The organism is Catellatospora sp. NPDC049609, from assembly GCF_040675365.1.
GTDB lineage: Bacteria > Actinomycetota > Actinomycetes > Mycobacteriales > Micromonosporaceae > Catellatospora.
Genome location: NZ_JBFAOU010000077.1, coordinates 13,170 through 35,323, shown reverse-complemented (window position 1 = coordinate 35,323; position 22,154 = coordinate 13,170). Strand labels below are relative to the sequence as shown.

The 22,154-nt window shown below is 73.6% G+C and carries 20 protein-coding genes and 1 pseudogene; 13 read left to right on the top strand and 8 right to left on the bottom strand.

Annotated elements, in window-relative coordinates:
* Positions 1–107: 107 nt before the first annotated feature.
* Together AB0J67_RS21760 and AB0J67_RS21755 are read right to left on the bottom strand one after the other, a co-directional pair.
* Positions 108–1,844 carry a chromosome partitioning protein gene (locus AB0J67_RS21760; RefSeq protein WP_363485223.1) on the bottom strand — a complete coding sequence of 579 codons (1,737 nt, stop codon included), beginning with the start codon at positions 1,842–1,844 and terminating at the stop codon, positions 108–110.
* Between the two features lie 119 nt (positions 1,845–1,963).
* Positions 1,964–2,923, bottom strand: a complete 960-nt coding sequence (locus AB0J67_RS21755; RefSeq protein ID WP_363485222.1) for a hypothetical protein — start codon at positions 2,921–2,923, stop codon at positions 1,964–1,966.
* A gap of 120 nt (positions 2,924–3,043) precedes the next feature.
* Here AB0J67_RS21755 and AB0J67_RS21750 point away from each other — a divergent pair, with 120 nt between their 5' ends.
* From AB0J67_RS21750 to purD, 3 genes are all read left to right on the top strand, one after another.
* Positions 3,044–4,333 carry an adenylosuccinate synthase gene (locus AB0J67_RS21750; protein WP_363485221.1) on the top strand — a complete coding sequence of 430 codons (1,290 nt, stop codon included), beginning with the start codon at positions 3,044–3,046 and terminating at the stop codon, positions 4,331–4,333.
* A gap of 131 nt (positions 4,334–4,464) precedes the next feature.
* Complete coding sequence (locus AB0J67_RS21745) at positions 4,465–5,463, top strand: type IV toxin-antitoxin system AbiEi family antitoxin domain-containing protein (protein WP_363485220.1); 999 nt, start codon at positions 4,465–4,467, stop codon at positions 5,461–5,463.
* Positions 5,464–5,496: 33 nt separating this feature from the next.
* A complete protein-coding gene (gene purD / locus AB0J67_RS21740) occupies positions 5,497–6,744 on the top strand; it encodes a phosphoribosylamine--glycine ligase (RefSeq protein ID WP_363485219.1) in 1,248 nt (415 codons plus the stop codon).
* 207 nt (positions 6,745–6,951) lie between these two features.
* Here the strand turns inward: purD and AB0J67_RS21735 are convergent, their stop codons facing one another.
* The 3 genes from AB0J67_RS21735 to AB0J67_RS21725 form a co-directional block, all read right to left on the bottom strand.
* Positions 6,952–8,514: an AMP-binding protein gene (locus tag AB0J67_RS21735; RefSeq protein ID WP_363485218.1), complete on the bottom strand. Its 1,563-nt coding sequence runs from the start codon at positions 8,512–8,514 to the stop codon at positions 6,952–6,954.
* A gap of 114 nt (positions 8,515–8,628) precedes the next feature.
* Positions 8,629–9,846 (bottom strand): acyl-CoA dehydrogenase family protein, encoded by a 1,218-nt coding sequence (locus AB0J67_RS21730; protein ID WP_363485217.1) that lies wholly within the window; start codon positions 9,844–9,846, stop codon positions 8,629–8,631.
* A gap of 49 nt (positions 9,847–9,895) precedes the next feature.
* Positions 9,896–10,348, bottom strand: a complete 453-nt coding sequence (locus tag AB0J67_RS21725) for an SCP2 sterol-binding domain-containing protein (RefSeq protein ID WP_363485216.1) — start codon at positions 10,346–10,348, stop codon at positions 9,896–9,898.
* A 166-nt stretch (positions 10,349–10,514) separates the two neighbouring features.
* Between AB0J67_RS21725 and AB0J67_RS21720 the strand changes: the two genes are divergently transcribed.
* Positions 10,515–11,096, top strand: coding sequence for a TetR/AcrR family transcriptional regulator (locus AB0J67_RS21720; protein WP_363485225.1), 582 nt, complete (start codon positions 10,515–10,517; stop codon positions 11,094–11,096).
* A gap of 246 nt (positions 11,097–11,342) precedes the next feature.
* Here AB0J67_RS21720 and AB0J67_RS21715 read toward each other — a convergent pair whose 3' ends face one another.
* The gene (locus AB0J67_RS21715) at positions 11,343–11,906 is read right to left on the bottom strand and encodes a hypothetical protein (protein ID WP_363485215.1); all 564 of its coding nucleotides are present in this window, start codon (positions 11,904–11,906) and stop codon (positions 11,343–11,345) included.
* Between the two features lie 157 nt (positions 11,907–12,063).
* Between AB0J67_RS21715 and AB0J67_RS21710 the strand changes: the two genes are divergently transcribed.
* The 9 genes and pseudogenes from AB0J67_RS21710 (at position 12,064) to AB0J67_RS21670 (ending at position 20,079) form a co-directional block, all read left to right on the top strand.
* Entirely contained in the window at positions 12,064–13,302 is a 1,239-nt protein-coding gene (locus AB0J67_RS21710) for an HlyD family efflux transporter periplasmic adaptor subunit (RefSeq protein ID WP_363485214.1), read from the top strand.
* Positions 13,303–13,435: 133 nt separating this feature from the next.
* On the top strand, positions 13,436–14,173 hold the full coding sequence (locus tag AB0J67_RS21705; RefSeq protein WP_363485213.1) for a response regulator transcription factor: 738 nt from the start codon (positions 13,436–13,438) through the stop codon (positions 14,171–14,173).
* Entirely contained in the window at positions 14,170–15,807 is a 1,638-nt protein-coding gene (locus AB0J67_RS21700) for a HAMP domain-containing sensor histidine kinase (protein ID WP_363485212.1), read from the top strand. Before AB0J67_RS21705 ends, AB0J67_RS21700 begins: the two co-directional genes overlap by 4 nt.
* Before the next feature lie 68 nt (positions 15,808–15,875).
* Positions 15,876–15,971, top strand: a pseudogene (locus AB0J67_RS21695) (Fic family protein); the annotation flags it as partial.
* Between the two features lie 38 nt (positions 15,972–16,009).
* Positions 16,010–16,273 (top strand): hypothetical protein, encoded by a 264-nt coding sequence (locus AB0J67_RS21690; RefSeq protein WP_363485211.1) that lies wholly within the window; start codon positions 16,010–16,012, stop codon positions 16,271–16,273.
* A gap of 173 nt (positions 16,274–16,446) precedes the next feature.
* Entirely contained in the window at positions 16,447–17,604 is a 1,158-nt protein-coding gene (locus AB0J67_RS21685) for an efflux RND transporter periplasmic adaptor subunit (RefSeq protein WP_363485210.1), read from the top strand.
* Positions 17,604–18,338, top strand: a complete 735-nt coding sequence (locus AB0J67_RS21680; RefSeq protein ID WP_363485209.1) for an ABC transporter ATP-binding protein — start codon at positions 17,604–17,606, stop codon at positions 18,336–18,338. The genes AB0J67_RS21685 and AB0J67_RS21680 overlap by 1 nt, the downstream gene beginning before the upstream one ends.
* Entirely contained in the window at positions 18,335–19,537 is a 1,203-nt protein-coding gene (locus AB0J67_RS21675) for an ABC transporter permease (protein ID WP_363485208.1), read from the top strand. The genes AB0J67_RS21680 and AB0J67_RS21675 overlap by 4 nt, the downstream gene beginning before the upstream one ends.
* A gap of 14 nt (positions 19,538–19,551) precedes the next feature.
* Positions 19,552–20,079, top strand: a complete 528-nt coding sequence (locus AB0J67_RS21670; RefSeq protein WP_363485207.1) for a hypothetical protein — start codon at positions 19,552–19,554, stop codon at positions 20,077–20,079.
* A gap of 88 nt (positions 20,080–20,167) precedes the next feature.
* Here AB0J67_RS21670 and AB0J67_RS21665 read toward each other — a convergent pair whose 3' ends face one another.
* Together AB0J67_RS21665 and AB0J67_RS21660 are read right to left on the bottom strand one after the other, a co-directional pair.
* The gene (locus AB0J67_RS21665) at positions 20,168–21,295 is read right to left on the bottom strand and encodes a HAMP domain-containing sensor histidine kinase (protein WP_363485206.1); all 1,128 of its coding nucleotides are present in this window, start codon (positions 21,293–21,295) and stop codon (positions 20,168–20,170) included.
* Complete coding sequence (locus AB0J67_RS21660) at positions 21,292–21,948, bottom strand: response regulator transcription factor (protein WP_363485205.1); 657 nt, start codon at positions 21,946–21,948, stop codon at positions 21,292–21,294. Before AB0J67_RS21660 ends, AB0J67_RS21665 begins: the two co-directional genes overlap by 4 nt.
* Between the last annotated feature and the right edge of the window lie 206 nt (positions 21,949–22,154).

Below are 22,154 nucleotides of genomic sequence, written 5' to 3'. Positions count from 1 at the left end.
ACCGCTGCCCTCACCGCTCCACCCGTGCTCGCCGCTCGGCGTAAAAGGCCGCGCTCTTTGCGGCCCCAGCGCCCACCCCGAACCCCCGGCGGAACCCCGAGTACTACCTAGAGCCCCTCAGCAACAGACGCAGCGATACGCAGCCAGGCGTCCTGGGACTCCTCGCTGAGGCGGGCGTAGTCGATCGGTTCGCCGGAGTCGAGCATGCGCTCGTAGGGGGCGATGAGGACGGCGCGGGTGCGGGCGGCGAAGTGGCGTTCGATGGCGGGGATGTCGAGCTCGCGGCGGCTCGGGGGCAGCGAGACGATGGTGACGGCCTGGCGGACGAGGCGGCTGCGGCCGGTCTGCTCCAGGTGGTCGAGCATGCGCGCGGCCGTCTCGGCGGAGTCGTTGCGGGCAGACATGGTGACGACGAGCTGGTCGGTGGCGTCGATGGCGGACTGCCAGTTCTCGGCGCGCACGTTGTTGCCGGTGTCGACCATGATCAGCTTGTAGAAGCGGCTGACGACCTCACGGATCTCGGCGAAGGCGTGGGCGGTGAGCATCTCGCCCGCGGTGGCGGACTCGTCCGAGGCGAGCACCTCGAACATGCCGTCGCCCTGGGCGCGTACGTACTGGGAGAGGTCGCCGACGCGGCTCTGCGCGCCCTGGAACTGGTGCAGGTCGCGGAGCAGGTCGCGCACCGTACGCGAGTGGAAGTCCTGCTGGGAGCGCATGCCGAGGGTGCCCTGGGTCTCGTTGTTGTCCCAGGCGAGCACGTAGCCGCCGCGCTTGCGGCCGAACGTCATGGCGAGCAGCAGCACGGCGACGGTCTTGCCGGCGCCGCCCTTGGGGTTGACGACGGTGATCTGGCGCAGGCCGCCGAAGTTGCGCCGGACCAGCTCGGTGGCGCGCCGGATCTCCTGCTCGCGCTGGCCGGGGGTCAGGTTGAGCAGGCCGAACGTGGTCTTGCGCAGGGCAGCCTGGATGCCCATGTGGGCGACCGGGTCGGCGGGGCGCTGGGCGCGGCGGCGGGCGAACTCCTCGGCCGTCGGCAGGTAGACCTCACCGCCGGACGGGGGCGGCTGCGGGCCGCCGAACCCGCCGGGCGAGGGCTGCTGGGGGCCGCCGAACTGCGGGGTCTGCTGCGGCGCGGGCGAGGACGGCATCGGGGGCAGCGGCGGGACCGGCGGGCCGGGCTGGCCGGCCACCGGCCACACGCCGGGGGCGGTCTGCGGCGGCGGCACGGCCGTGACGGGCGGGCGCTGGGTGGCGGCGGGGGTGCCGGCCTGCGGCGGTGCCGGGTACGGCGCGGCGGAGCCGTGCGCGTCGGCCGGGCGCGGCTGCGCGGGCGGGAACGACTCGACGCGGCGCGCCCCGGCCTGCGGCCCGGGCGGCGGGGGGACCGGCGCGGACCCGGTGTGCGGGGACGGCGGGATCGGCGCGGACCCGGCCTGCGGGGACGGCGGGATCGGCGCGGACCCGGCCTGCGGCGACGACGGGATCGGCGCGGGGCCGCTCTGCCGCGGCGGGACCGGTGCGGCACCGGTCTGCGGCAGCGGGATCGGTGCGCTGTGCGGCTGCACCGGCACCGCGGTCTGCGGCAGCGGCACCGCGCCCTGCCCGCGCGGCGGAAGCTGCACGGGCATGGTGGAGAGCAGGTCGGCGCCGCCGGTGACCGGCTGCGGACCCGCCAGCGGGATGCCCTGCTGCGGGGCCGGCACCGCCATGGGTACGCCGGCCATCGGCTGGTCCGGGCGTGGGACCGGGGCCGTGGCCCGCGTTCCCTGGCCGCGTTGCGCGGTCGGCTTGCTGTCCTCGCCGGGGCCGCTGATCTCGTCCGGCGGCCACTCCCAGTCCGTCATCGCCATCTCCCCAGTACGGTCTGCCCTGCAGCCTAGTCAGTGTGAACGAGCCGTGGCTCGTCGCTTCGCGCCGCGTGCGCCGCGGCCCCCTGCCGGGTGTACCCGCGTTCGCGCAGGACTCACCCGGTGTAGACGGCCCATGCCGCGGGCTCGATCCACCAGGAGCGCTTGCGGCTCAGCTCACCCGATACCCCGTCGTCGGTGAAGGGCACCTGCGCGTCGCGGGGCGTGACGGAGACCGCGCGGCCCCTGGCCCGGCGCACCTCGATGCGCAGCCGGGCGGCGCCGAACAGCGGCTTGTGGCGTACGGGCACGGCCACCGCGACGTCGATCACGCCGTCGGCCGGGTCGGCCGCGGTGACCAGGGGCAGGCCGTCCAGGCCGACCTCGCCGCCCGCGTTGGCGACGGCGACCGCCAGCAGCGGCTCGGTGCCGTCGGCGAGCAGCGCGTCGTCGACCTCGACCCGGCCCTGCCACTGCATCGGGCGCCCGTCCTCGGTCGCGCCGGCCAGCAGCACGCCGTCGAGCGTCACCGAGCCGCCGTCGTGGCGCAGCAGGTCCAGCCGGCGCGTGTGGTCGCCGAGCACCGCCGCGGCGACGTCGGCCGGGGTGCGGGGCAGGCCCAGCTTGGCCGCGAGGTCGTCGCCGCCGGCCGCGTCGAGCGGCAGCACGGCCACTGCGGGCAGGTCGGGCACGGTGCGCCCGGCCGGCAGGTCCGCGGGCCGCTGGGACGGCGCGGGCGCGTACCGGCGGACCAGGCGGCGCAGCACGTGGCGCAGCTGCGCGTCGCCGGTGACCGCGATCACGAGCCGGGTCTTGCCGTCGGCGTCCGGCCAGGTCAGGCCGTCGGCGCGGGGCGGGCCGTCCAGCCGCGCCAGGGCCGCGTCGATCTCGGGATCGGTGCAGGCCACGACCGTCTCCACCCGGGCGCCCGCGGCCCGCAGCGCGTCCACGCAGTGCAGCACCGGGACGCGGGGACGCGGCGCGGCGGCGTCCGCGTGGCCGTCGCCGCAGCCGCCGGCGCCGCAGCAGCCGTCGTCGTCGGGCTCCGTCATGCTCAGCAGCACCACGTCGTACACCTGTGTCCTCCTGGTTCCGGGAAAGCCCCGCCATGAGCGCCCGATCAAGCTGTTAGCCTGGCACCCCGGGGTCACCACAGCCGTGGGCGGCCCGCGGCTCGCCTAGGAGGCGAAGGAAAGATGCCAGCGATCGTGCTTCTCGGCGCCCAGTGGGGCGACGAGGGCAAAGGCAAGGTTACCGACCTGCTCGGATCACGAGTGGACTACGTCGTCCGCTTCTCCGGGGGCAACAACGCCGGCCATACCGTGGTCACGCCGGACGGCCAGAAGTTCGCCCTCCACCTGATGCCCAGTGGGGCGCTGCACCCCAACGCGGAGATCGTCCTCGGCAACGGTGTCGTGATCGACCCGAAGGTGCTGCTCGCCGAGATCGACGGGCTGGCCGAGCGCGGCGTGGACGTCTCCCGGCTGCTCATCTCCGCCGACGCGCACCTGGTCATGCCGCACCACCGGGCCCTGGACCGGGTCGTGGAGCGCTACCTCGGCACCGCCCGCATCGGCACCACCGGCCGCGGCATCGGCCCCGCGTACGGCGACAAGGTCGCCCGCATGGGCATCCGGGTGCAGGACCTGCTCGACCCCGGCATCCTCCGGCAGAAGCTGGAGCTGGTGCTGCGCGAGAAGAACCAGATCCTGTTCAAGGTCTACAACCGCAAGGGCTTCGACGTCGACGCCGTGGTCGAGGAGTACCTGACCTACGCCGAGCGGCTCAAGCCGTTCATCGCCGACACCCGCCTGATCCTCAACAAGGCGCTGGAAGAGGGCAAGACCGTGTTCATGGAGGGCGCGCAGGCCACCCTGCTCGACCTCGACCACGGCACGTACCCGTTCGTCACCTCGTCGAACCCGACCGCGGGCGGCGCCTGCGTCGGCGCGGGCATCGCCCCCACCCGGATCAGCTCCGTGATCGGCGTCATCAAGGCGTACACCACGCGCGTCGGCGCCGGCCCGTTCCCGACCGAGCTGCACGACGACATGGGCGAGCACCTGCGCAAGACCGGCGGCGAGTACGGCACCACCACCGGCCGCCCCCGCCGCTGCGGCTGGTTCGACGCCGTCATCGCCCGCTACGCCGTCCGCGTCAACGGCATCACCGACCTCGTCGTCACCAAGCTCGACATCCTGTCCGGCCTGGACCAGGTCCCCGTCTGCGTCGGCTACGAGGTCGACGGCGAGCACCTCGACGAGATGCCCATGACCCAGACCGCCTTCCACCACGCCAAGCCCGTCTACGAGTACCACCCCGGCTGGTTCGAGGACATCTCCAAGGCCCGCGACTTCGCCGACCTCCCCGCCAACGCCCAGCGCTACATCGAACGCCTCGAAGACCTCTGCGGCACCCGCATCTCGATGATCGGCGTAGGCCCCGGCCGCGAAGAAAACGTCATCCGCCACGACATGCTCGCCTAACCCCCACCCCCGGCCCGCCCAACCGCGTTGATCATGAACTTATGGCACGGCTCGGCGGCGTGTCGTGGCCATAAGTTCATGATCGATCGCTCGGCCGTCACGGTTGTCCACAGGGGTTATCCACAGGGGTTGTGAGCTGGGGGAAGGGCGCGCAGGCTGGCGGCGTGCTTGCTGTGCAACGTCTCGCCGAGCGACAGGACGGATTGATCACCGCGGCTCAATGCCGTGAGCTGAGCCTGTCCGCGGCGGCGGTGAGGCGGTTCCTCCGGCAGGGCGTCTGGCGGACGCTGAGCCGGGGGGTCTACCTGGTCGACGCCGACATGCGGGGCGCGGTGGACTCGGCGAAGGCGCTCGTCCGGGCCGCGGTGCTGAGCGCCGGGCCGAACGCGGTCGCGGTGCTGGAGAGCGCGGCCGCCGTGCACGGCCTGCACGGTCTGCGGCCGCAGACGCAACTGCACGTCAGCCTGCCGGGCAAGCTGGCGGTGCCGCGGCGGGTCGGTGCCGGGACGGTCGTGCCGCACCAGCTCACGCTCGCGTCCGAGGACGTGACGGTCGTCGACGGCATCGCGGTCACCACTGCGCTGCGTACCGTGGCGGATCTGCTTCTGAAGGTCGACCGGATGGCCGCGGTCTCGGTGCTCGACTCCGCGCTCCACCTGGGGCTGATCGGTGAGGATGAGCTCGCGGAGCTGCCCCGGCTGCTGCGCGGGCGGCGGGGCGCGACAGTCGCCCGCGGCTGGATCGAGCAGGCTGACGGCCGCGCGGAGTCCCCGTTGGAGACTCGGGCCCGGCTGCGGTGCGTGGATGCCGGCCTGCCTCCGGACGATCTTCAGGCGACGATCCTCGACGGCACGGGCCGCGCGGTGGGCCGCGTCGACCTGCTGTGGCGCGCGGCCCGGCTGATCGGCGAGGCCGACGGCGGGGAGTTGCACGACCGCCCCGACGCGGTCTTCCGCGACCGCCAACGCCAGAACGACCTGATCAACGCCGGCTACCGCATCGTCCGCTTCACCTGGTCCGACACCCTCGATCCGCACACCATCCCCCGCACCGTCCGCCGCGTGCTGGCCATGACCGGCCAAGTCGATCAGGAAGCTGTGGACATGAAACACCGTCGGCCCGTGCCATAAGTTCATGATCAACAGGGCGGGTAGGGTGGGGGGGTGCGGGTACTCGTGGTGGGGAGTGGGGGGCGGGAGCACGCCCTGGTGTTGGGGTTGAGCCGGGATCCGGGGGTTTCGGCGGTTGTCGCGGCGCCGGGGAATCCGGGGATCGCGGGGGTTGCTGCCGAGGTGCGGGATGTGGACATCCTGTCGCCGGAGGCGGTGGCGGGGTTGGCGGTCGAGGTTGAGGCCGATCTCGTGGTGGTGGGGCCGGAGGCTCCGCTGGTCGCGGGGGTCGCCGATGCGGTACGGGCCAAGGGTGTGCCCTGCTTCGGGCCGTCGGGTAGTGCTGCTCGGCTGGAGGGGTCGAAGGACTTCGCCAAGCAGGTCATGACCGCGGCGAAGGTGCCCACGGCGCGGGCGTTCACATGCACGACGCCCGAGGAGGCGGCGCGGGCGCTGGACGCGTTCGGCACGCCGTACGTGGTGAAGAACGACGGCCTCGCCGCGGGCAAGGGGGTCGTGGTCACCGACGACCGGGACGCGGCGCTGCGGCACGCGGCCGAGTGCGGCCGGGTGGTGATCGAGGAGTACCTCGACGGTCCCGAGGTGTCGCTGTTCGTGGTGACCGACGGCGAGACGGCGCTGCCGCTGCTGCCCGCGCAGGACTTCAAGCGGATCGGCGACGGCGACGCGGGGCCGAACACCGGCGGGATGGGCGCGTACGCGCCGCTGCCGTGGGCTCCGCCGCAGCTCGTCGACCACGTCATGGAGAGCGTGGTGCACCCGACGCTGCTGGCGATGCGCGACGCGGGCAACCCGTTCGCGGGCCTGCTGTACGTCGGCCTGGCGATCACCGAGGACGGGCCGAAGGTGATCGAGTTCAACGCGCGCTTCGGCGACCCGGAGACGCAGTCGGTGCTGTCGCTGCTGGAGACGCCGCTGGGCGGCCTGCTGTACGCGGCGGCGACGGGCAAGCTGGCCGAGCACCCGGAGCTGGAGTGGCGAGACGGCTACTCGGTGACGGTGGTGCTGGCGAGCGCCGGGTATCCGGCGAGCGCGCGTACCGGCGACGAGATCACCGGGGCCGAGGGGCTGATCCACTCCGGCACGAAGCGCGACGCCGACGGCGTGCTGCGCTCGGCGGGCGGGCGCGTGCTGTGCGCCACGGCGACCGGGCGTGACCTGCACGCGGCGCGCGCGGCGGCGTACGAGCTGGTGTCGCACGTGGATCTGGCGGGTGCGCAGTACCGCACCGACATCGCGCTGGCGGCCGAGGAGGGCCGCGTCGTCTCCCCCTGGCGCTGACGGTATCCAGGCCCGTGTGACCGGCCCGCGCCGTGCCGCATGCGGCCTGTGCCTACCGGGTGAGCCCCCGTCGGTGCGTGCTGCGGCGCACACCCGAGCCGTGCTTGCGGTCGTGCAAACCGAAGCCGGTCCTGGCGTGCCGCGACCTGCGAGACGTTAAGAAGGGCACCTTCTACCACGCATAGCGTTAAGAAGGTGCCCTTCCTTTCATAGGGGGCGCAGGAGGCGGGGGATGACCTTGCCGGTGGCGGTGCGGGGGAGCTCGGGCAGGAAGTAGACGTCGCGGGGGACGCTGAAGCGGGCCAGGTAGTGGCGGACGTACTCGCGGACCTCGTCGGCGTCGAGGGCCTGGCCGGGGTGCAGGACCAGGTACGCGGCCAGGCGCTGGCCGTACTGCGCGTCGGGGACGCCGATCACGGCGGCCTCGCGGACCTGCGGCAGCTCGGCGAGCAGCTCCTCGACGGGGCGGGGGAAGACGTTCTCGCCGCCGGAGACGACCATGTCGTCGGCGCGGCCGTCGACGTGCAGCAGGCCGTCGGCGTCGAGGTGGCCGAGGTCGCCGGTGCCGAGCAGGTCGCCGCGCAGGCCCGTGGCCGACGGGTCGCCGGGGCCGCGGGTGTACCCCTCGAACAGCATCTCGTTGCCGACGTGGATCTCGCCGATCTCGCCGCGGGCGACGGGGCGGCCGGTCGGGTCGAGGATCGCGATCCGGGTGCCGTGCGGCGGGCGGCCCGCGGTGCGGTGGTCGCGGCGCAGGTCGGCGGGGGTGGCGATGGAGGCCCAGGACGCCTCGGTGGAGCCGTACAGGTTGTAGAGGCAGTCGCCCCAGGCGTCCATGAACCGGGTGGCCAGGCCGCCGGGCATGGCCGAGCCGCTGACCGCGACGATGTGCGGCGGGCGGGCGGGCAGGGCGCGGGCCTCGACCAGCCGCTGCAGCATGACCGGCACGGCGAACAGCGCGGTGCACCCGTGCTCGTCGAGGGCGTGTGCGGTGGCCGCGGGGTCGAAGCGGCGCTGGAGCACCACGGTGGCGCGCATGGCCAGGGCGAGCTGCAGCGCGGCGTACCCCCAGGTGTGGAAGAGGGGCGCGGAGATCAGGATGCGCTCGCCGACTTCCAGCGGGATGCGGTCGATGATCGACACGAGCGGGCCGAAGCCCTTGGGGGTGGGCCGCCGCGCGCCCTTGGGCGCGCCGGTGGTGCCGGAGGTGAGCACGATGGTGCGGCCCGCGCGGGTCACCTCGTCCCAGCGGTCCTGGGCCGGGGTGTCCGCGATCAGTGCCTCCGCCGTGGACTCGTCGAGGCGCTCGCAGGCGGCCGACGCGGCGACCGGCGCGAACTCGCGGTCGTGCAGGAGCAGGCGCAGTTGCTGCTGCTCGGCGACGGCGGTGAGCTGCGGCGCGGACAGCGCGGTGTTGACCAGGACGGCGTCGGCGCCCAGCAGCGAGCAGGCGACCATGGCCTCGACCAGGCCGGCGTGGTTGCGGCACATGAGACCGACGCGTACGCCGGGGCCGACGCCCCGGGTGCCGCCGAGCGCCACGGCCAGGCGCTGGGAGCGGCGCAGGAGCTGGCGGTACGTGATCGGGCCGCGCTGCTCGTCGACGATCGCGGTCCGGTGCGGGTCGCGGGCCTCGGCGGCGCGCAGCTCGCCGGCGAGCGTGAAACCCCACCGGCGCAGGGCGTTGAGCTGGTCGGCGACGCGGTGGGGGCTGCCCGGCTTGAGCAGCCCGCGGCGGGCGAGAGTGCGGACTATGAAGAGCAGGTCCACGGGGTGAGCCTCTCTCTGTCAACGTCAGGTGCCACGGATATTACTCATCGGTAACAGAGATGTGAAGACGGCGGCCCCCCGCGCAGGTGGACCGCCGTCGATGTGGTGCTGCGTTCAGCGCAGTGACGCCCCCGTGATGGCCCGCGCCACGACCAGCCGCTGGATCTCGCTGGTGCCCTCGAAGATGGTGTAGATCTTGGCGTCGCGGTACCACCGCTCCACCGGGTGCTCGCGCAGGTAGCCCGCGCCGCCCAGGATCTGCAGCGCCTTCTCGGTCACCGCGACGGCGACCTCCCCCGCCTTCAGCTTGGACATCGAGCCCTCGCCCGCGGTGAAGGGCCGGTTGTTGCGGCCCATCCAGGCCGCCCGGTACACCAGCAGCCGGGCCGCGTCGATCTCCATGCGCATGTCGGCCAGCGCGAACGCGACCGCCTGGTTCTCCACGATGGGCCGGCCGAACTGCACCCGCGTCTTGGCGTACTCCAGCGCGTACTCGTACGCCGCCCGCGCGATGCCCAGCGCCTGCGCGCCGACCGCCGGGCGGGACAGCTCGAACGTGCGCATCGAGGCCTGGCCCGACGAGCGCTGCCCGGACCGGGCGCGGGCCAGCCGGGCGTCCAGCGCGTCCTTGCCGCCGAGCAGGCACCGGCCCGGCACGCGCACCTCGTCAAGGAAGACGTCGGCGGTGTGCGAGGCGCGGATGCCGAGCTTGCGCAGCTTGCGGGCGGTGTGCAGGCCGGGGGTGCCGGGCGGCACGATGAAGCCCGCCTGGCCGCGCGAGCCCAGCTCGGGGTCGACCACAGCCGTCACCACGTGCACGTTGGCGATGCCGCCGTTGGTCGCGTACGCCTTCTGGCCGGTCAGCACCCACTCGTCGGTGGCCGCTTCGTACACCGCGCGGGTGCGCATGGCGCCCACGTCGGAGCCCGCCTCCGGCTCGGTCGAGCAGAACGCGGCGACCTTCGGGTCGTCCTTGGTGCCGAAGCACTGCGGGACCCACTCGGCCATCTGCTCGGGAGTGCCCGAGCCGAAGATGCCCGCGACCGCCAGCGAGGTGCCCATGATGGCCAGGCCGATGCCGGCGTCGCCCCAGAACAGCTCCTCGCTGGCGATGCACATGGACAGGCCGCTCGGGTCCGCCCACAGGTTGGCCAGGAACTCGAAGTCGTAGAGCCCGATCTTCGCCGCTTCGGCGATGACGGGCCAGGGAGTCTCCTCCCGCTCGTCCCACTCCGCCGCGGCCGGGCGCACGACCTGCTCCGCGAAGCCGTGCACCCAGTCGCGCAGGTCCCGCTGCTCCTCGTTCAGATCGAGGGAGAACTCCAGGGACATGACTAGATCCCCTTCCGGGGGACGTCCCGCCTGAGGGGGGCGGTCACGGTCAGGCCTTGGGGATGTTGAACAGGTTCGCGATGTTGGCGGCCAGCGCCAGGTCGCCCTTGGCCTTCAGCTTGCCGGTCATGAACATCATCACCGGGTTGCCGTTGCCGGAGACGACCTTGAGGAAGTCGGCCGGGCCGACCGTGACGGCGAGCTTCGGCTCGTGCGACGGGGTCTCCGACAGGGTGCACTGGCCCTTGGAGATGACCAGCTCGTAGGTGTCCGAGCCGCCGTCGGGGGCGCCCGTGATGATCCAGTGGATCACGGCCTCGGTGTCGCCCGCGCGCTCCGGCCGGAACAGGCCGGGCATCCGACGGAAGATCTCGTCCAGCACCTTCGTCCGCAGGTCGCCACTGAGCACCTCGGTCAGCTGGGCGTCAGACGCGTTCTTGACCAGCGACGCGAACTGCGCCGGGTCGAGAGAGCTGAAGTCAGACAGGTCGAAGTCGGCCATGATGTCCTCCGTAACAGTGGAAACTTACTCGTGCGTAACCTTACGACGGAGTAGGTAGGCTGGCAAGGTGCAGAGCAGACGACTCACTCCAGGTGACACCGCGGCCGCCGCCCGCGGGGACAGCAGCCGGGCCGGCCGGGTGCCGCGCGCGGAGCGGGAGCAGCAGATGCTCGACGCGGCCGTGTCGGTCTTCTCCCGCCGCGGCTTCCACCACGCCAACATGGACGAGATCGCCGAGCTCTCCGGCGTCTCGAAGCCGATGGTGTACGCGTACCTCGGCACCAAGGAGGAACTCTTCATCGCCTGCCTGCGCCGCGAGTCGGCGCGCCTGGTCAACGGCCTGGCCGCGGCGGCCGATCCCACCCTCCCTCCGGATCGCCAACTGTGGCAGGGCCTCAAAGGTTTCTTCGAGTTCGTCGGCGCGCACCGCGACGGCTGGTCGGTGCTCTACCGCCAGGCCCGCACCCAGCAGCCGTTCTCGGCCGAGATCAGCCGGATGCGCGAGGCCGTCGTCGAGGTCATCACCGACCGGCTGGACGGCGCGCTGCGCCAGGAGGGCCGGCAGGTCAAGCCCGACGACCTCACCGCGATGGCGCTGACCCTGGTCGGCGCGAGCGAGTCGCTGGCCGACTGGCTGGCCGACCACCCCGACGAGGACCCGGGCCGCACGGCCACCCGCCTCATGAACGCGGTGTGGCTCGGCGCCGACCAGCTGATGCGCGGCTCCACCTGGCGTCCGCCCGCGTAGCCGCCCGACCGGTCAGTGGAACAGGGCGAGCTCACCGTCCGCAGCCGCCTGGTCCGCTGCCCGACAGGTGAAGGGGGCGTCCCCGTGGGGACGCCCCCTTCACCGTCGGTCGCCGGACGACGAGCGTGGCGGATGGTCCTCGGACGACCGACGGCGCTGCTGGGAGCCGGTCCCGGTGCGCGGCAACGGGGGATACGACGCATCCGGGACCGGCTCAGTCCACCGAGCCCAACGGCGGTGATGCGGTCAACTCGCCGCCGGGCTCGGCGTGGCGGGTCGCAGCACGGCACATGTCCGCAGCGCCTCCGCCACCTTCGGATCGGCGGTGGCGAGCTGCCCACCGGGTGTGACCTCCACACCGCGGTCGGCCAGGCAGTTGCGGTACGCCGCGCCGGCTCCGCCGTCGCCTCGGTCTCCACCGAAGCCGCCGGGGCCGCCGCTGGGGCGAACCGCGGTGCAAGCCTGCTGTGCCTGCTGCCATTGCTCGGCCGTCACGCCGTCCGGCAGCCGCATACCCGCCCCGGGGCCGCCGAAACCTCCGGGTTGCCCGCTGGGGCGTACGGTCGGCCGGGCCGTCGGCTGACCCGAGGGCCGGGCCGTCGGCCGGCCGGACGGGCCGCCGCCGCGCCCGAAGCCCTCCGGCAGCGTGATGCCCTGCTCCTTGAGGCAGGCGGCGTACGCGGCGAACCCGTCCGCGGCACCGCCGGTGTGCTGGCCGGTGTCCCCCTCGTCGGCGGAGCCGCAGGCCGCGGCGAGGCCGAGCACGGTGATCGCGACGGTCGCGGTGAGGACGGCGCGGGAGTGTCTCATCGGGGTCTTCACCTGCGCGAGCCTGCGCGTCCAGGCTCGGCGGCGGCTCGACCGGACCTCAGGGAGAGCTGGGAACCGCGCGCAGCCCCGCGCCTTTGAGGTGGCTCCGAGGTGCCGTGCAGCGATCGCCGAGGGGCGGCCGCGAGACTCCCCGGCCATGACGTTCGTGGTGCGCGGGAGGCGGCGCCGGTGGCTGGCCGCGGGCGCGGTGGTGCTGGCCGCCGCCGTGGCGGTGGCGGTGTCGACGGTGCGGGGCGGTGATCCGGCCCCGGCGGCCGCGGCGACCACGACCGTGCAGCGGGGCGAGGTCACCTACTCGGTGGCGGCCGCCGGGAAGGTGGCCCCGGTCGCGACCCGGGAGCTGGCCTTCACCGTGGCCGGCACGCTGACCTCGGTGCGGGTGAAGCCCGGCGCGGAGGTGCTGCCCGGCCAGGAGCTCGCCGCGATCGACGACGCCGCCGCCCGCGCGGCCCGGGACGAGGCGGCCAACGCCCTCGCCGACGCCGAGCAGACCCTGGCCGACGCGCGGCACGCCGCCGGTGACGACACGAGCTGCGAGGGCGTACGGGCCGCCGTCGCGGGGCTCCGCACGCCGGCGGCGCCGGTGCCCACCGGCTCCGCCACGGCCGCGCCGAGCGGCTCACCGAGCCCGTCCGCGAGCCCCGGCCCGTCGGCCGGCCCGTCATCGTCCCGGACGCCGGGCCCCGGGCCGTCGCCGTCGTCCCCCGCCGCCCCGGGGGAAGGCTGCCAGGGCGGCGCGAACTCGGGCGGGCGCGGCGGCACCGGCGCAGACGCGATCTACACCGCGCAGCTCGCGGTGAACCGGGCGGTGGCCGAGCTGGCCCGCGCCGAGCGCGCGCTGGCGGGCACCACCCTCACCGCGCCGGTCGCGGCGAAGGTGCTCAGCGTCGAGGGGCGGGCCGGGGACGAGGTCGGCACGGCGACGTTCATCACCCTCGGCGTGACCGCCACGATGATGGTCCAGGCCGAGTTCGCCGAGGCCGACGCGGTGAGCCTGGCCGTCGGCCGGCCCGCCACGGTGACGTTCGCCAACCGGCCGGAGGAGACGCTGACGGCGACCGTCGCCGAGGTCGCCGCCACCGGCACGGCCAATGGGACGCTGGTGCGCTACCGGGTGCTGCTGGCGTTCGACGGCTCGCCGGAGGGGCTGCTGATCGGGCAGAGCGCCACCGCGGGCGTGGTGCTGAACCGGGCCGAGGGCGTGCTGCTGCTGCCGCAGTCGGCGGTGCGGATGACCGGCGATACCGCAGGAGAGGTCAAGCTACCCGACGGCACCGCCCGGCAGGTGAAGGTCGGGCTGCGGGGCGACGGCGACGTCGAGATCGTGGCCGGGCTCGCCGAGGGCGACAGCGTACGGGTCGACGCCCGCTCCTGACACCAGCCGGCCGGGGCACACGCCGCCGTCATCGACGCCCGTTCAAGTTTCTCCCACCGGGCTTTGAGCATTCTCCGAGGCAGGATGGATACAACCTGCTCACAGGTGGCATCGAGCGAAGGGGGAGGCGGCGGTGACGCAGCAGCAGGAGCGGTCGCGGACCAGGGTGCTGGTCGTCGACGACGAGGCGAACATCTGCGCGCTGCTGTCGGCGACGCTGCGGCTGGTCGAGTTCGACGTCCGCGTCGCGCACACCGGGCGCGACGCGCTGATCGCGGCCGAGGACTTCCAGCCCGACCTGGTCGTGCTCGACGTGATGCTGCCCGACCTGGACGGCTTCGAGGTCGCCCGGCAGCTGCGCGCCGACGGCCGCGGCCCGGACAGCGCGCTGGTGCCGGTGCTCTTCCTGACCGCCCGGCACGCGGTCGAGGACCGCATCTCGGGGCTGACCGTCGGCGCGGACGACTACGTCACCAAGCCGTTCAGCCTGGAGGAGGTCGTGCTCCGGATCCGGGCGATCCTGCGCCGCAGCCGCCCCGGCGGCGAGACCGCCGACAGCGGCGTGCTCCGCTACGCCGACCTGGAGCTGCACGAGGACGCGCACGAGGTGCGCCGCGGCGGCAAGCTCGTCGACCTGTCCCCGACCGAGTTCAACCTGCTGCGCTACCTGCTGGTCAACGCGGGCCGGGTGGTGTCCAAGGCGCAGATCCTGGACCGGGTGTGGAGCTACGACTTCGGCGGCGACGGCCGCATCGTCGAGTCGTACGTCTACTACCTGCGCAAGAAGGTCGACAAGTGGGACCCGCCGCTGATCCACACCGTGCGCGGCGTCGGGTACGCGCTGCGCCTGCCCCGGGGCGACCAGGAATGATCCGCCCGCCGTGGCGGCGGTGGACGCTGCGCACCCGGATGACGGTCGCGGTGGTGGCGCTGGCCGGCGTCGCCCTGCTCATCACCGACTTCGTGGCCGCCACCACGCTGCGGCACTACCTGATGCAGCAGCTCGACGAGGACGTCGTCCGGCTGATCGGCATCGGCGGCGGCGGGCCGCGACCCGGCCCCGGCGGCTGGCCGGGGGCCACGACGACCCCGCAGCCGGCGGCCACGCCCCAGCCGGAGCCGACCGCCACCCCGTCGCCGGCGGCCGGCACCGAGATCACCTGCGTGACGCTGGGGAACGGCACCGGCCGGGGAGGCTTCGTGCCGCCGGGCCTCAACGACGCCATCGTGCTGACCTACGACGCCGCGGGCGACCCGACCTCCTGCTACTCCAGCGACATCGGCTACGCCGAACGCCCGCGGCTGACCGTCGACGAGGTGAGGGCGCACGCCGGGGTGAACCCCCGGGCACCGGGGCGCCCGTTCACCGCCACCAGCCTGTCCGGCCAGGAGTTCCGTGTCGCAGTGAGCCACGTGCCGCCCGAGCGCGGCGGCGGGTACGTCGTCACCGCCATCTCGACGGCGCGGGTCGACTCCACCGCGAACCTGATGCTGCTGATCGGGCTCGGCGTCGGCGCCGTGGTGCTGCTGGTGCTGGGCTTCGTGGCATACCGCGTGGTCCGGTTCGGGCTGCGGCCGCTGACCAACATGGAGCACGCCGCGGCCCAGATCGCCGGGGGCGACCTCGCCGCCCGGGTGCCCGACCCCGACCCGCACACCGAGCCCGGCCGGCTCGGCCTGGCGCTCAACACCATGCTGTCGCGCATCGAGGCCGCGGTGACCGCCCGCGCCGCCTCCGAGCAGCGGCTGCGCCAGTTCCTCGCGGACGCCTCGCACGAGCTGCGCACCCCGCTCACCTCGATCCGCGGCTTCGCCGAGCTCTACCGCCGCGGCGGTGCGCCGCCCGGCCCGGAGCTGGACGAGACCATGTCCCGCATCGAGCAGGAGGCGGGCCGGATGGGCCTGCTGGTCGAGGACCTGCTGCTGCTCGCCGCGCTGGACGAGGAGCGCCCGCTGCAGCGCTCGCGGGTGGACCTGCTCGCGGTCGCGGCCGACACCGTACGCGACGCGCACGTGCGCAACCCGCGGCGCACCGTGGAGCTGGCCGGCTTCGAGCCGGTGTGCGTGCTCGGCGACGAGCACCGGCTGCGCCAGGTCGCCACGAACCTGGTCGCCAACGCGCTGCAGCACACCCCCGCCGACGCGCGGGTCACCCTGCGCATCACGCACCGCGGCGGCGACCCGGCCGACGAGCCGTTTGAGCTGCCGGTGGCGCGTGACAGCGGCCCGGTGGTGGCGGCGGTCGGCGCGGAACTCGACCCGGACCTGCCCGTCGCGGTCGTCGAGGTCGCCGACACCGGGCCGGGGGTGCCGCCCGAGCACGCGTCGCGCATCTTCGAGCGGCTCTACCGCGCCGACCCGCACCGGGCCCGCAGCCACGGCGGGGCGGGCCTGGGCCTGGCCATCGCCTCGGCGATCGTGAAGGCGCACGGCGGGCGCATCGAACTGGCCACCGCGCCGGGCGCCGGCTCGACGTTCCGGGTGCTGCTGCCGCTTGCTACTTAACGCACATCGAGGCTTTTGTTTGATACCTTGAGCGCTGTTAGGTATCAAACAGTAGGCCTTAGCGGTACCTGCACGCCGAACGGGAACTGCCGCCTCTGCTGGCCATCGGATGTGTGCACTACCAGTTTGAGGCCGTACACCCGTTCCTCGACGGAAACGGCCGGGTGGGACGGCTGCGCGCGCTTCCGCGCTGCTGCCGCGGTTGGTCGACGCGCTGTTCGAACGGCAGTCGCTCACGATCGCCCGTGCGCAGGAACTGCTGGGCGTCAGCACACGATCGGCGTCGCTTGCGGTGGAGCGGCTGGTGGACGTGGGCATCCTTCACGAGCTACGCCGTGGCCGTCGACGCTACTTCCTGGCTAACGAGATCATCGACGTCGCGAGCGGTCGGGGGAGCGATCGATGGCGCATGTCGCGTGAGCAACAGCGCGGCGCCGTGGAGCGCACTCTGCCTGGGATGTCCTGAACAGCGGCCGAGGGGACCGCGACGCGGGAGCGCCGGTCCGGGCGGCCGTACCGCAGACGCTCACCCGCCGAGGGCCGCGCGTCGCCCCGTGGCCGACCCGGCGACGGGACCTCCCAGCTCCCTCCGAGGTCGGCCGGAGGCCGCGTCGAGGGGGTGCGGCCACGATGCTCGCCATGCGATTGCGGCGAGCCCTCCCGCTCGGGCACACTGCCCTGGTCAACAGCGCCCTCGTGGTGCTGCTGGCGGGCGGGGGCACCTGGGCGTATTTCATGATCAGCGGCGATGCGGAGCCGGCCCAGGGCAGCACCGTACGTACGGTCGCGGTGGCGCGGGGCACGGTGACCGCCACCGTCACGGCGGACGGGTCGATCGAGTCGGCGAACACCATGTCGGCCGACTTCACCACCGGCGGCACCGTCACCGCGATCAAGGTGAAGGTCGGCGACCGGGTCAAGAAGGGCGCGGTGCTCGCCACGGTCGACGCGACCGAGGTCGCGGAGTCCCTGAGCACGGCCGAGCGCAACCTCGACGCGGCGCGCGACGCGCTGGACAGGGCCGAGGACGGCGGCGACGACAGCGCGATCGCGAACGCCGGGAACCAGGTGGACCAGGCCGAGTCGGCGGTCGCCGCGGCGCAACGGGCGGTGGACGGCACGGTGCTCAAGGCGCCCATGGCCGGCACCGTCGTCGCGATCAACGGCGCGGTCGGCGGCTCCTCCGGCGGCTCGTCAGGCGGCGGCAACGGCTCTTCCTCGACGTCGGCCTCGTCCGGCTTCATGCAGCTCGCCGACCTGACGAAGCTCCAGGTGGCGGCGGCCGTCGCGGAGGCGGACGCGACCCGGCTGAAGACGGGCCAGACCGCGACCGTCGCCTGGAACGCGCTGACCGGCGCCACCGCCACCGGGCGGGTGTCGGCGATCTCGCCGACCGCGACCAGCGGCAACACCGTGACGTACCCGATCGAGGTGCTGCTGGAGACCATCCCGGACGGCACCCGGCTGGGCCAGACGGTGAGCCTGACGGTGACCGTGGACGAGGTCGCCGACGCGGTGTACGTGCCGGCCGCGGCGGTGCGTACGGCCGGCGGGCGGACCACGGTGGTCGTGGTGAGCAACGGGGCGCAGGAGATCCGGGCCGTCGTGATCGGGCTCAAGGGCGACTCGTACACCGTGATCGTGTCGGGGCTGGACGTCGGCGAGCAGGTGGTGCTGGCCACCGTCACCACCGGCACCGGCAACCAGCAGCAGTTCCCCGGCGGACCGCCCGGAGGGTTCACCGGTGGCGGCTTCGGCGGCAGCACCGGCGGCCGGACCGGGGGCGGTGGCCGCTGATGGACACCCACGGCAGGCAGGACCGCCCGGTCCTGGACGTGCAGGACCTGGTCAAGACGTACGGCGAGGGCGAGACGGCGGTGCACGCGCTGGCCGGGGTCAGCCTCACCGTCGAGGCGGGCGACTACGTGGCGATCATGGGCTCGTCGGGCTCCGGCAAGTCCACGCTGATGAACATCCTCGGCTGCCTGGACGTGCCCACCTCGGGCACGTACCGGCTGGACGGGGTGGACGTCAGCGAGCTGAACGAGTCGCAGCTCGCGCTGGTGCGCAACCGCCGCATCGGGTTCGTGTTCCAGTCCTTCAACCTGATCGCCCGCACCAGCGCGCTCGCGAACGTGGAGCTGCCGCTGGCGTACGCCGGGATCGGCCGGGTGGAGCGCCGGGAGCGGGCACTGGCCGCGCTGGACATGGTGGGCCTGGCCAACCGGGCCGACCACGACCCGAACCAGCTCTCCGGCGGCCAGCAGCAGCGGGTCGCGGTGGCCCGCGCGCTGGTCAGCCGGCCCGCGCTGCTGCTGGCCGACGAGCCCACCGGCAACCTGGACAGCCGCTCCACCCGTGACGTGCTGGGCATCCTGGACGGCCTGAACGCGCAGGGCCGCACCATCGTGCTGATCACGCACGAGGACGAGGTCGCCGGGCACGCCCACCGCACCGTACGCCTGGTCGACGGCCTGATCGTGGCCGACGAGCGCCGGCGCGCGATCGACCGGCAGGCGGTGGCGGCGTGAGCATCTTCGAGATCTTCGGGTTCGCGCTGCGCGGGGTCGCGGCGAACAAGCTGCGCTCCGGGCTGACCGTGCTCGGCATCCTGATCGGCGTCGCCGCGGTGATCCTGCTGGTGGCGGTCGGCAACGGCTCGGCCAAGCAGGTCGAGGACAGCCTGGCCGCGCTCGGCACGAACACCCTGACCGTGCAGGGCGGGCGCGGCGGCGACACCGGCTACCGCACCGACCTGACCCTCGACATCGTCAAGGCGCTGCAGGACAGGGAGTCGGCGCCGGACGTCAAGAGCGTCTCGCCGGTGGTGAGCACGTCGCAGACGCTGACCTTCGGCGACGCGTCGTACGACGTCAACGCGGTGATCGGCACGTACCCGTCGTACTTCTCCGCGTCCAACAGCGTGGTCGCCGCCGGCTCGGCCTTCACCGAGGAGGACGTCGACCAGGCCGCGCGGGTCGTGGTGCTCGGCCCGACGACCGCCGCGGAGCTGTTCGGCACCGTGGACCCGGTCGGGCAGCGGGTCGGCATCGGCGGGCAGATCTTCTCGGTGATCGGGGTGCTCGCGAAGAAGGGCTCCACCGGCTTCAACGACCCCGACGACGTGGCCATCGCCCCGCTGCCCGCGGTCCAGCGGGCGCTCACCGGGTACGGCCCCGTCTCCTCGATCACGATCGAGGCGGTGAGCGCGGACGCCGTGGCCGCCGCCAAGGCCGAGATCACCGCGATTCTCAACACGAAGATGCACGTCGCGGATGGCACGAGCAGCACGCCGTACCAGATCAGGGATGCCTCGCAGCTGCTGGAGACGAGGACCGCGACCGCGGAGACCTTCACCGTGCTGCTGGGCGCGGTCGCCGGGATCTCGCTGGTCGTCGGCGGCATCGGCATCACCAACATCATGATGGTGTCGGTGACCGAGCGGACCCGGGAGATCGGCATCCGCAAGGCGCTCGGCGCCCCGCGCCGGGTCGTGCTCACCCAGTTCCTCATCGAGGCGACGCTGCTCAGCCTCGCCGGCGGCGGGTCGGGGGTGGCGGCGGCGCTGATCGGCGCCAACTTCGAGATCGTCGGCATCAAACCGGTGATCATGCCCGACTCGGTCGTGCTGGCGCTCGGCGTCTGCGTCGCGATCGGGCTGTTCTTCGGCAGCTACCCGGCCAGCCGCGCCGCCGGCCTGCGCCCCATCGACGCCCTGCGGTACGAGTGAGGAGCCCGACCCCGATGAAGCACGCGAAACGTACCCCGGACGACACCGCGCCCATGGACGACCTGGTCGCGGGCCTGGCGAAGGCCAAGCGCGGGCCGCTGCTCACCCGCACCGGCGGCATCCTGCTGGCACTGGTGCTGACCTGCGGCGGCTTCCTCGCCGGCATCCAGGTGCAGCAGCGCTTCGGCACCGCCTCCAGCGCGGCGGCCGGCCCGGCCACGGCGACCCGCCCCGGCGGCGGGCTGCGCGGCAACGGCGGCCTGCCCGGCGGGTTCGGCGGCCAGGGCCTGCCGGGCGGCGGCCAGCAGGCCGGGCAGCAGGCCGCCGCCCCGATCAGCGGGAAGATCAAGCTGGTCGACGGCACCACGGTCTACCTCGAGACCGCCGACGGCCGGGTGCTGACCGTCAAGACCGGCGCGAGCACCTCCGTCCGGTCCACCGCGAAGATCGACCTCAAGGACCTGGCCGCCGGCACGGAGATCACCGTCCAGGGCACCACCCAGGACACCACGGTCACGGCCACCGCCATCACCGCCGGTTAGGCCTCGGTGATCCGACTTGCCAGGCAACTGGGCGAATCCTGAGCCTGGGTACGCCCATGTGCCAGGCAAGTCGGGTGATCTTGGGGGGTCAGAGGGTGATGGTGAGGGTGAGGCCGCCGCCGGGGCGGGGGGCCGCGGTGGCGGTGCCGTGGTGGGCCTGGGCGATCGCGCGCACGATCGACAGGCCGAGGCCGAGCCCCCGGGAGGGGCCGCCGACCCGCTCGCGGCCCAGGCGCCGGAAGGGCTGGAAGATCGATTCCATCTCGTACGCCGGCACGGCCGGCCCGCTGTTCGTCACCACCAGCCGGGCCCGCCCGTCCACCGTCGACGTCTCCACCCGCAGCCAGCCGCCGGGCACGTTGTGCCGGACCGCGTTCTCGACCAGGTTCTGCACCAGCCGCTCCAGCAGCACCGGGTCGCCGGTCACCGGAGCCGGATCGAGCAGGCTGGTCACCGCGGGGCCGCCGGCGGGCAGCACCTCCAGCACGTACTCGGCGATGTCGGCCAGGTCGACCGGGGTCCGCTCGGCGATCTCGTGCTCGCTGTCGGCCAGCGTCAGCAGCCCGTCGATCAGCCGCTCGTGCCGCTCGTTGACCTTCAGCAGCGCCTCGCCGAGCTGCCGCGCGTCGGCGCTCGCGCCGGGCCGGGTGACGGCCAGCTCGACCAGCGCCCGGTTCAGCGCCAGCGGCGTACGCAGCTCGTGCGAGGCGTTCGCGACGAACCGCCGCTGCCCGTCGAAGGAGTGGTCGAGCCGCCCGACCATCGCGTCGAACGTGTCGGCGAGCTGCTTCACCTCGTCCTTCGGCCCGGCGAGCGCGATCCGCTCGTGCAGCCCGCGGCCGCCCGCGCTCGCCGCGATCCGGCCGGCCGTCGCGGTGATCCGGTGCAGCGGCTGCAGCGCCCGCCCGGCCAGCGCCCACGCGACGCCGGTCGCGGCGGTCAGCACCACGGCCAGCGCGATCCCGCCCTGCGTGACGATCGTGGTGAGGGTGTCGGCGCGGGACTGGTCGGCCTTCTCCTGCAGCAGCTCCTTCAGCTTGGTGATGTCGCCACCGGTCTTGAGCAGGTCCGTCACGGCCATCCGGGTGTCGATCGGTTTGGTGTTCAGCTGCCACTTGACCAGGACGTAGGTGATGGCCAGCAGGGCCAGCCCGGCCACGGTGAACAGGACCACGTAGAGCAGGGTCAGCCGGGCGCGCAGGGTCAGCCTGTTCACGGGATCCGGTACCCCACGCCGGCGACGGTCTCGATCGGCTGCGGCTCGCCGAGCTTGCGCCGCAGCTTCATCACGGTCACCCGCACCACGTTGGTGAACGGGTCGATGTGCTCGTCCCAGGCCCGCTCCAGCAGCTGCTCGGCGGAGACCACGGCGCCGTCGGCGCGCAGCAGCTCGGCGAGCACGGCGAACTCCTTGCGGGCCAGGGCCAGGTCGCGGCCGTCGCGGGCGGCGGTGCGCCGGGCCGGGTCGAGCGCGATGCCGGCCCGCTGCAGCACCGCCGGGTTCCGCACCACGGCCCGCCGGGCCAGCGCGTGCACCCGCGCCGCGAGCTCGACCATCGCGAACGGCTTGGTGAGGTAGTCGTCGGCGCCGAGCGCGAGCCCGGCCACCCGCTCCCGCACCGCCGCCGCGGCGGTCAGCATCAGCACCCGGGTCTGTGGCAGCGTGTCGGAGATCTCGCGGCACAGCTCGTCGCCCGGCCGCCCCGGCAGGTCGCGGTCGAGGACCACCACGTCGTACGGGTTGACGGCGAGCCGCTCGTGCGCGGTGTCCCCGTCGTACGCCACGTCCACCGCGAACGCCTCCCGGCGCAGCCACTCCGCGACCGCGTCCGCCAGCACGTCCTCGTCCTCCACCACCAGCACTCGCACCCGCCCATGATGCCCGCCCCGCCATAACCCCCGCATAACCCGAACCCCACCCGACCTGCCCCTCCACCCCACCCGGCCACCCCATCCCCGCCGCAACTCTTAAACAGTCGCGGCTTCGCCCGCCCCTGGACGACGCGTGTTTTCAAGAGTTGCGCCAGGGGTGGGGCGGGGTCGGCGGGGCGGCGGGTCCGGGGGGTGCGGTGGGT

Bases quoted from the DNA above. Each gene is read 5' to 3' on its own strand.
- AB0J67_RS21760 (WP_363485223.1), bottom strand. From the start codon at position 1,844: ATGACGGACTGGGAGTGGCCGCCGGACGAGATCAGCGGCCCCGGCGAG.
- AB0J67_RS21750 (WP_363485221.1), top strand. From the start codon at position 3,044: ATGCCAGCGATCGTGCTTCTCGGCGCCCAGTGGGGCGACGAGGGCAAA.
- AB0J67_RS21730 (WP_363485217.1), bottom strand. From the start codon at position 9,846: ATGTCCCTGGAGTTCTCCCTCGATCTGAACGAGGAGCAGCGGGACCTG.
- AB0J67_RS21725 (WP_363485216.1), bottom strand. From the start codon at position 10,348: ATGGCCGACTTCGACCTGTCTGACTTCAGCTCTCTCGACCCGGCGCAG.
- AB0J67_RS21720 (WP_363485225.1), top strand. From the start codon at position 10,515: ATGCTCGACGCGGCCGTGTCGGTCTTCTCCCGCCGCGGCTTCCACCAC.
- AB0J67_RS21715 (WP_363485215.1), bottom strand. From the start codon at position 11,906: ATGAGACACTCCCGCGCCGTCCTCACCGCGACCGTCGCGATCACCGTG.
- AB0J67_RS21710 (WP_363485214.1), top strand. From the start codon at position 12,064: ATGACGTTCGTGGTGCGCGGGAGGCGGCGCCGGTGGCTGGCCGCGGGC.
- AB0J67_RS21700 (WP_363485212.1), top strand. From the start codon at position 14,170: ATGATCCGCCCGCCGTGGCGGCGGTGGACGCTGCGCACCCGGATGACG.
- AB0J67_RS21685 (WP_363485210.1), top strand. From the start codon at position 16,447: ATGCGATTGCGGCGAGCCCTCCCGCTCGGGCACACTGCCCTGGTCAAC.
- AB0J67_RS21680 (WP_363485209.1), top strand. From the start codon at position 17,604: ATGGACACCCACGGCAGGCAGGACCGCCCGGTCCTGGACGTGCAGGAC.
- AB0J67_RS21670 (WP_363485207.1), top strand. From the start codon at position 19,552: ATGAAGCACGCGAAACGTACCCCGGACGACACCGCGCCCATGGACGAC.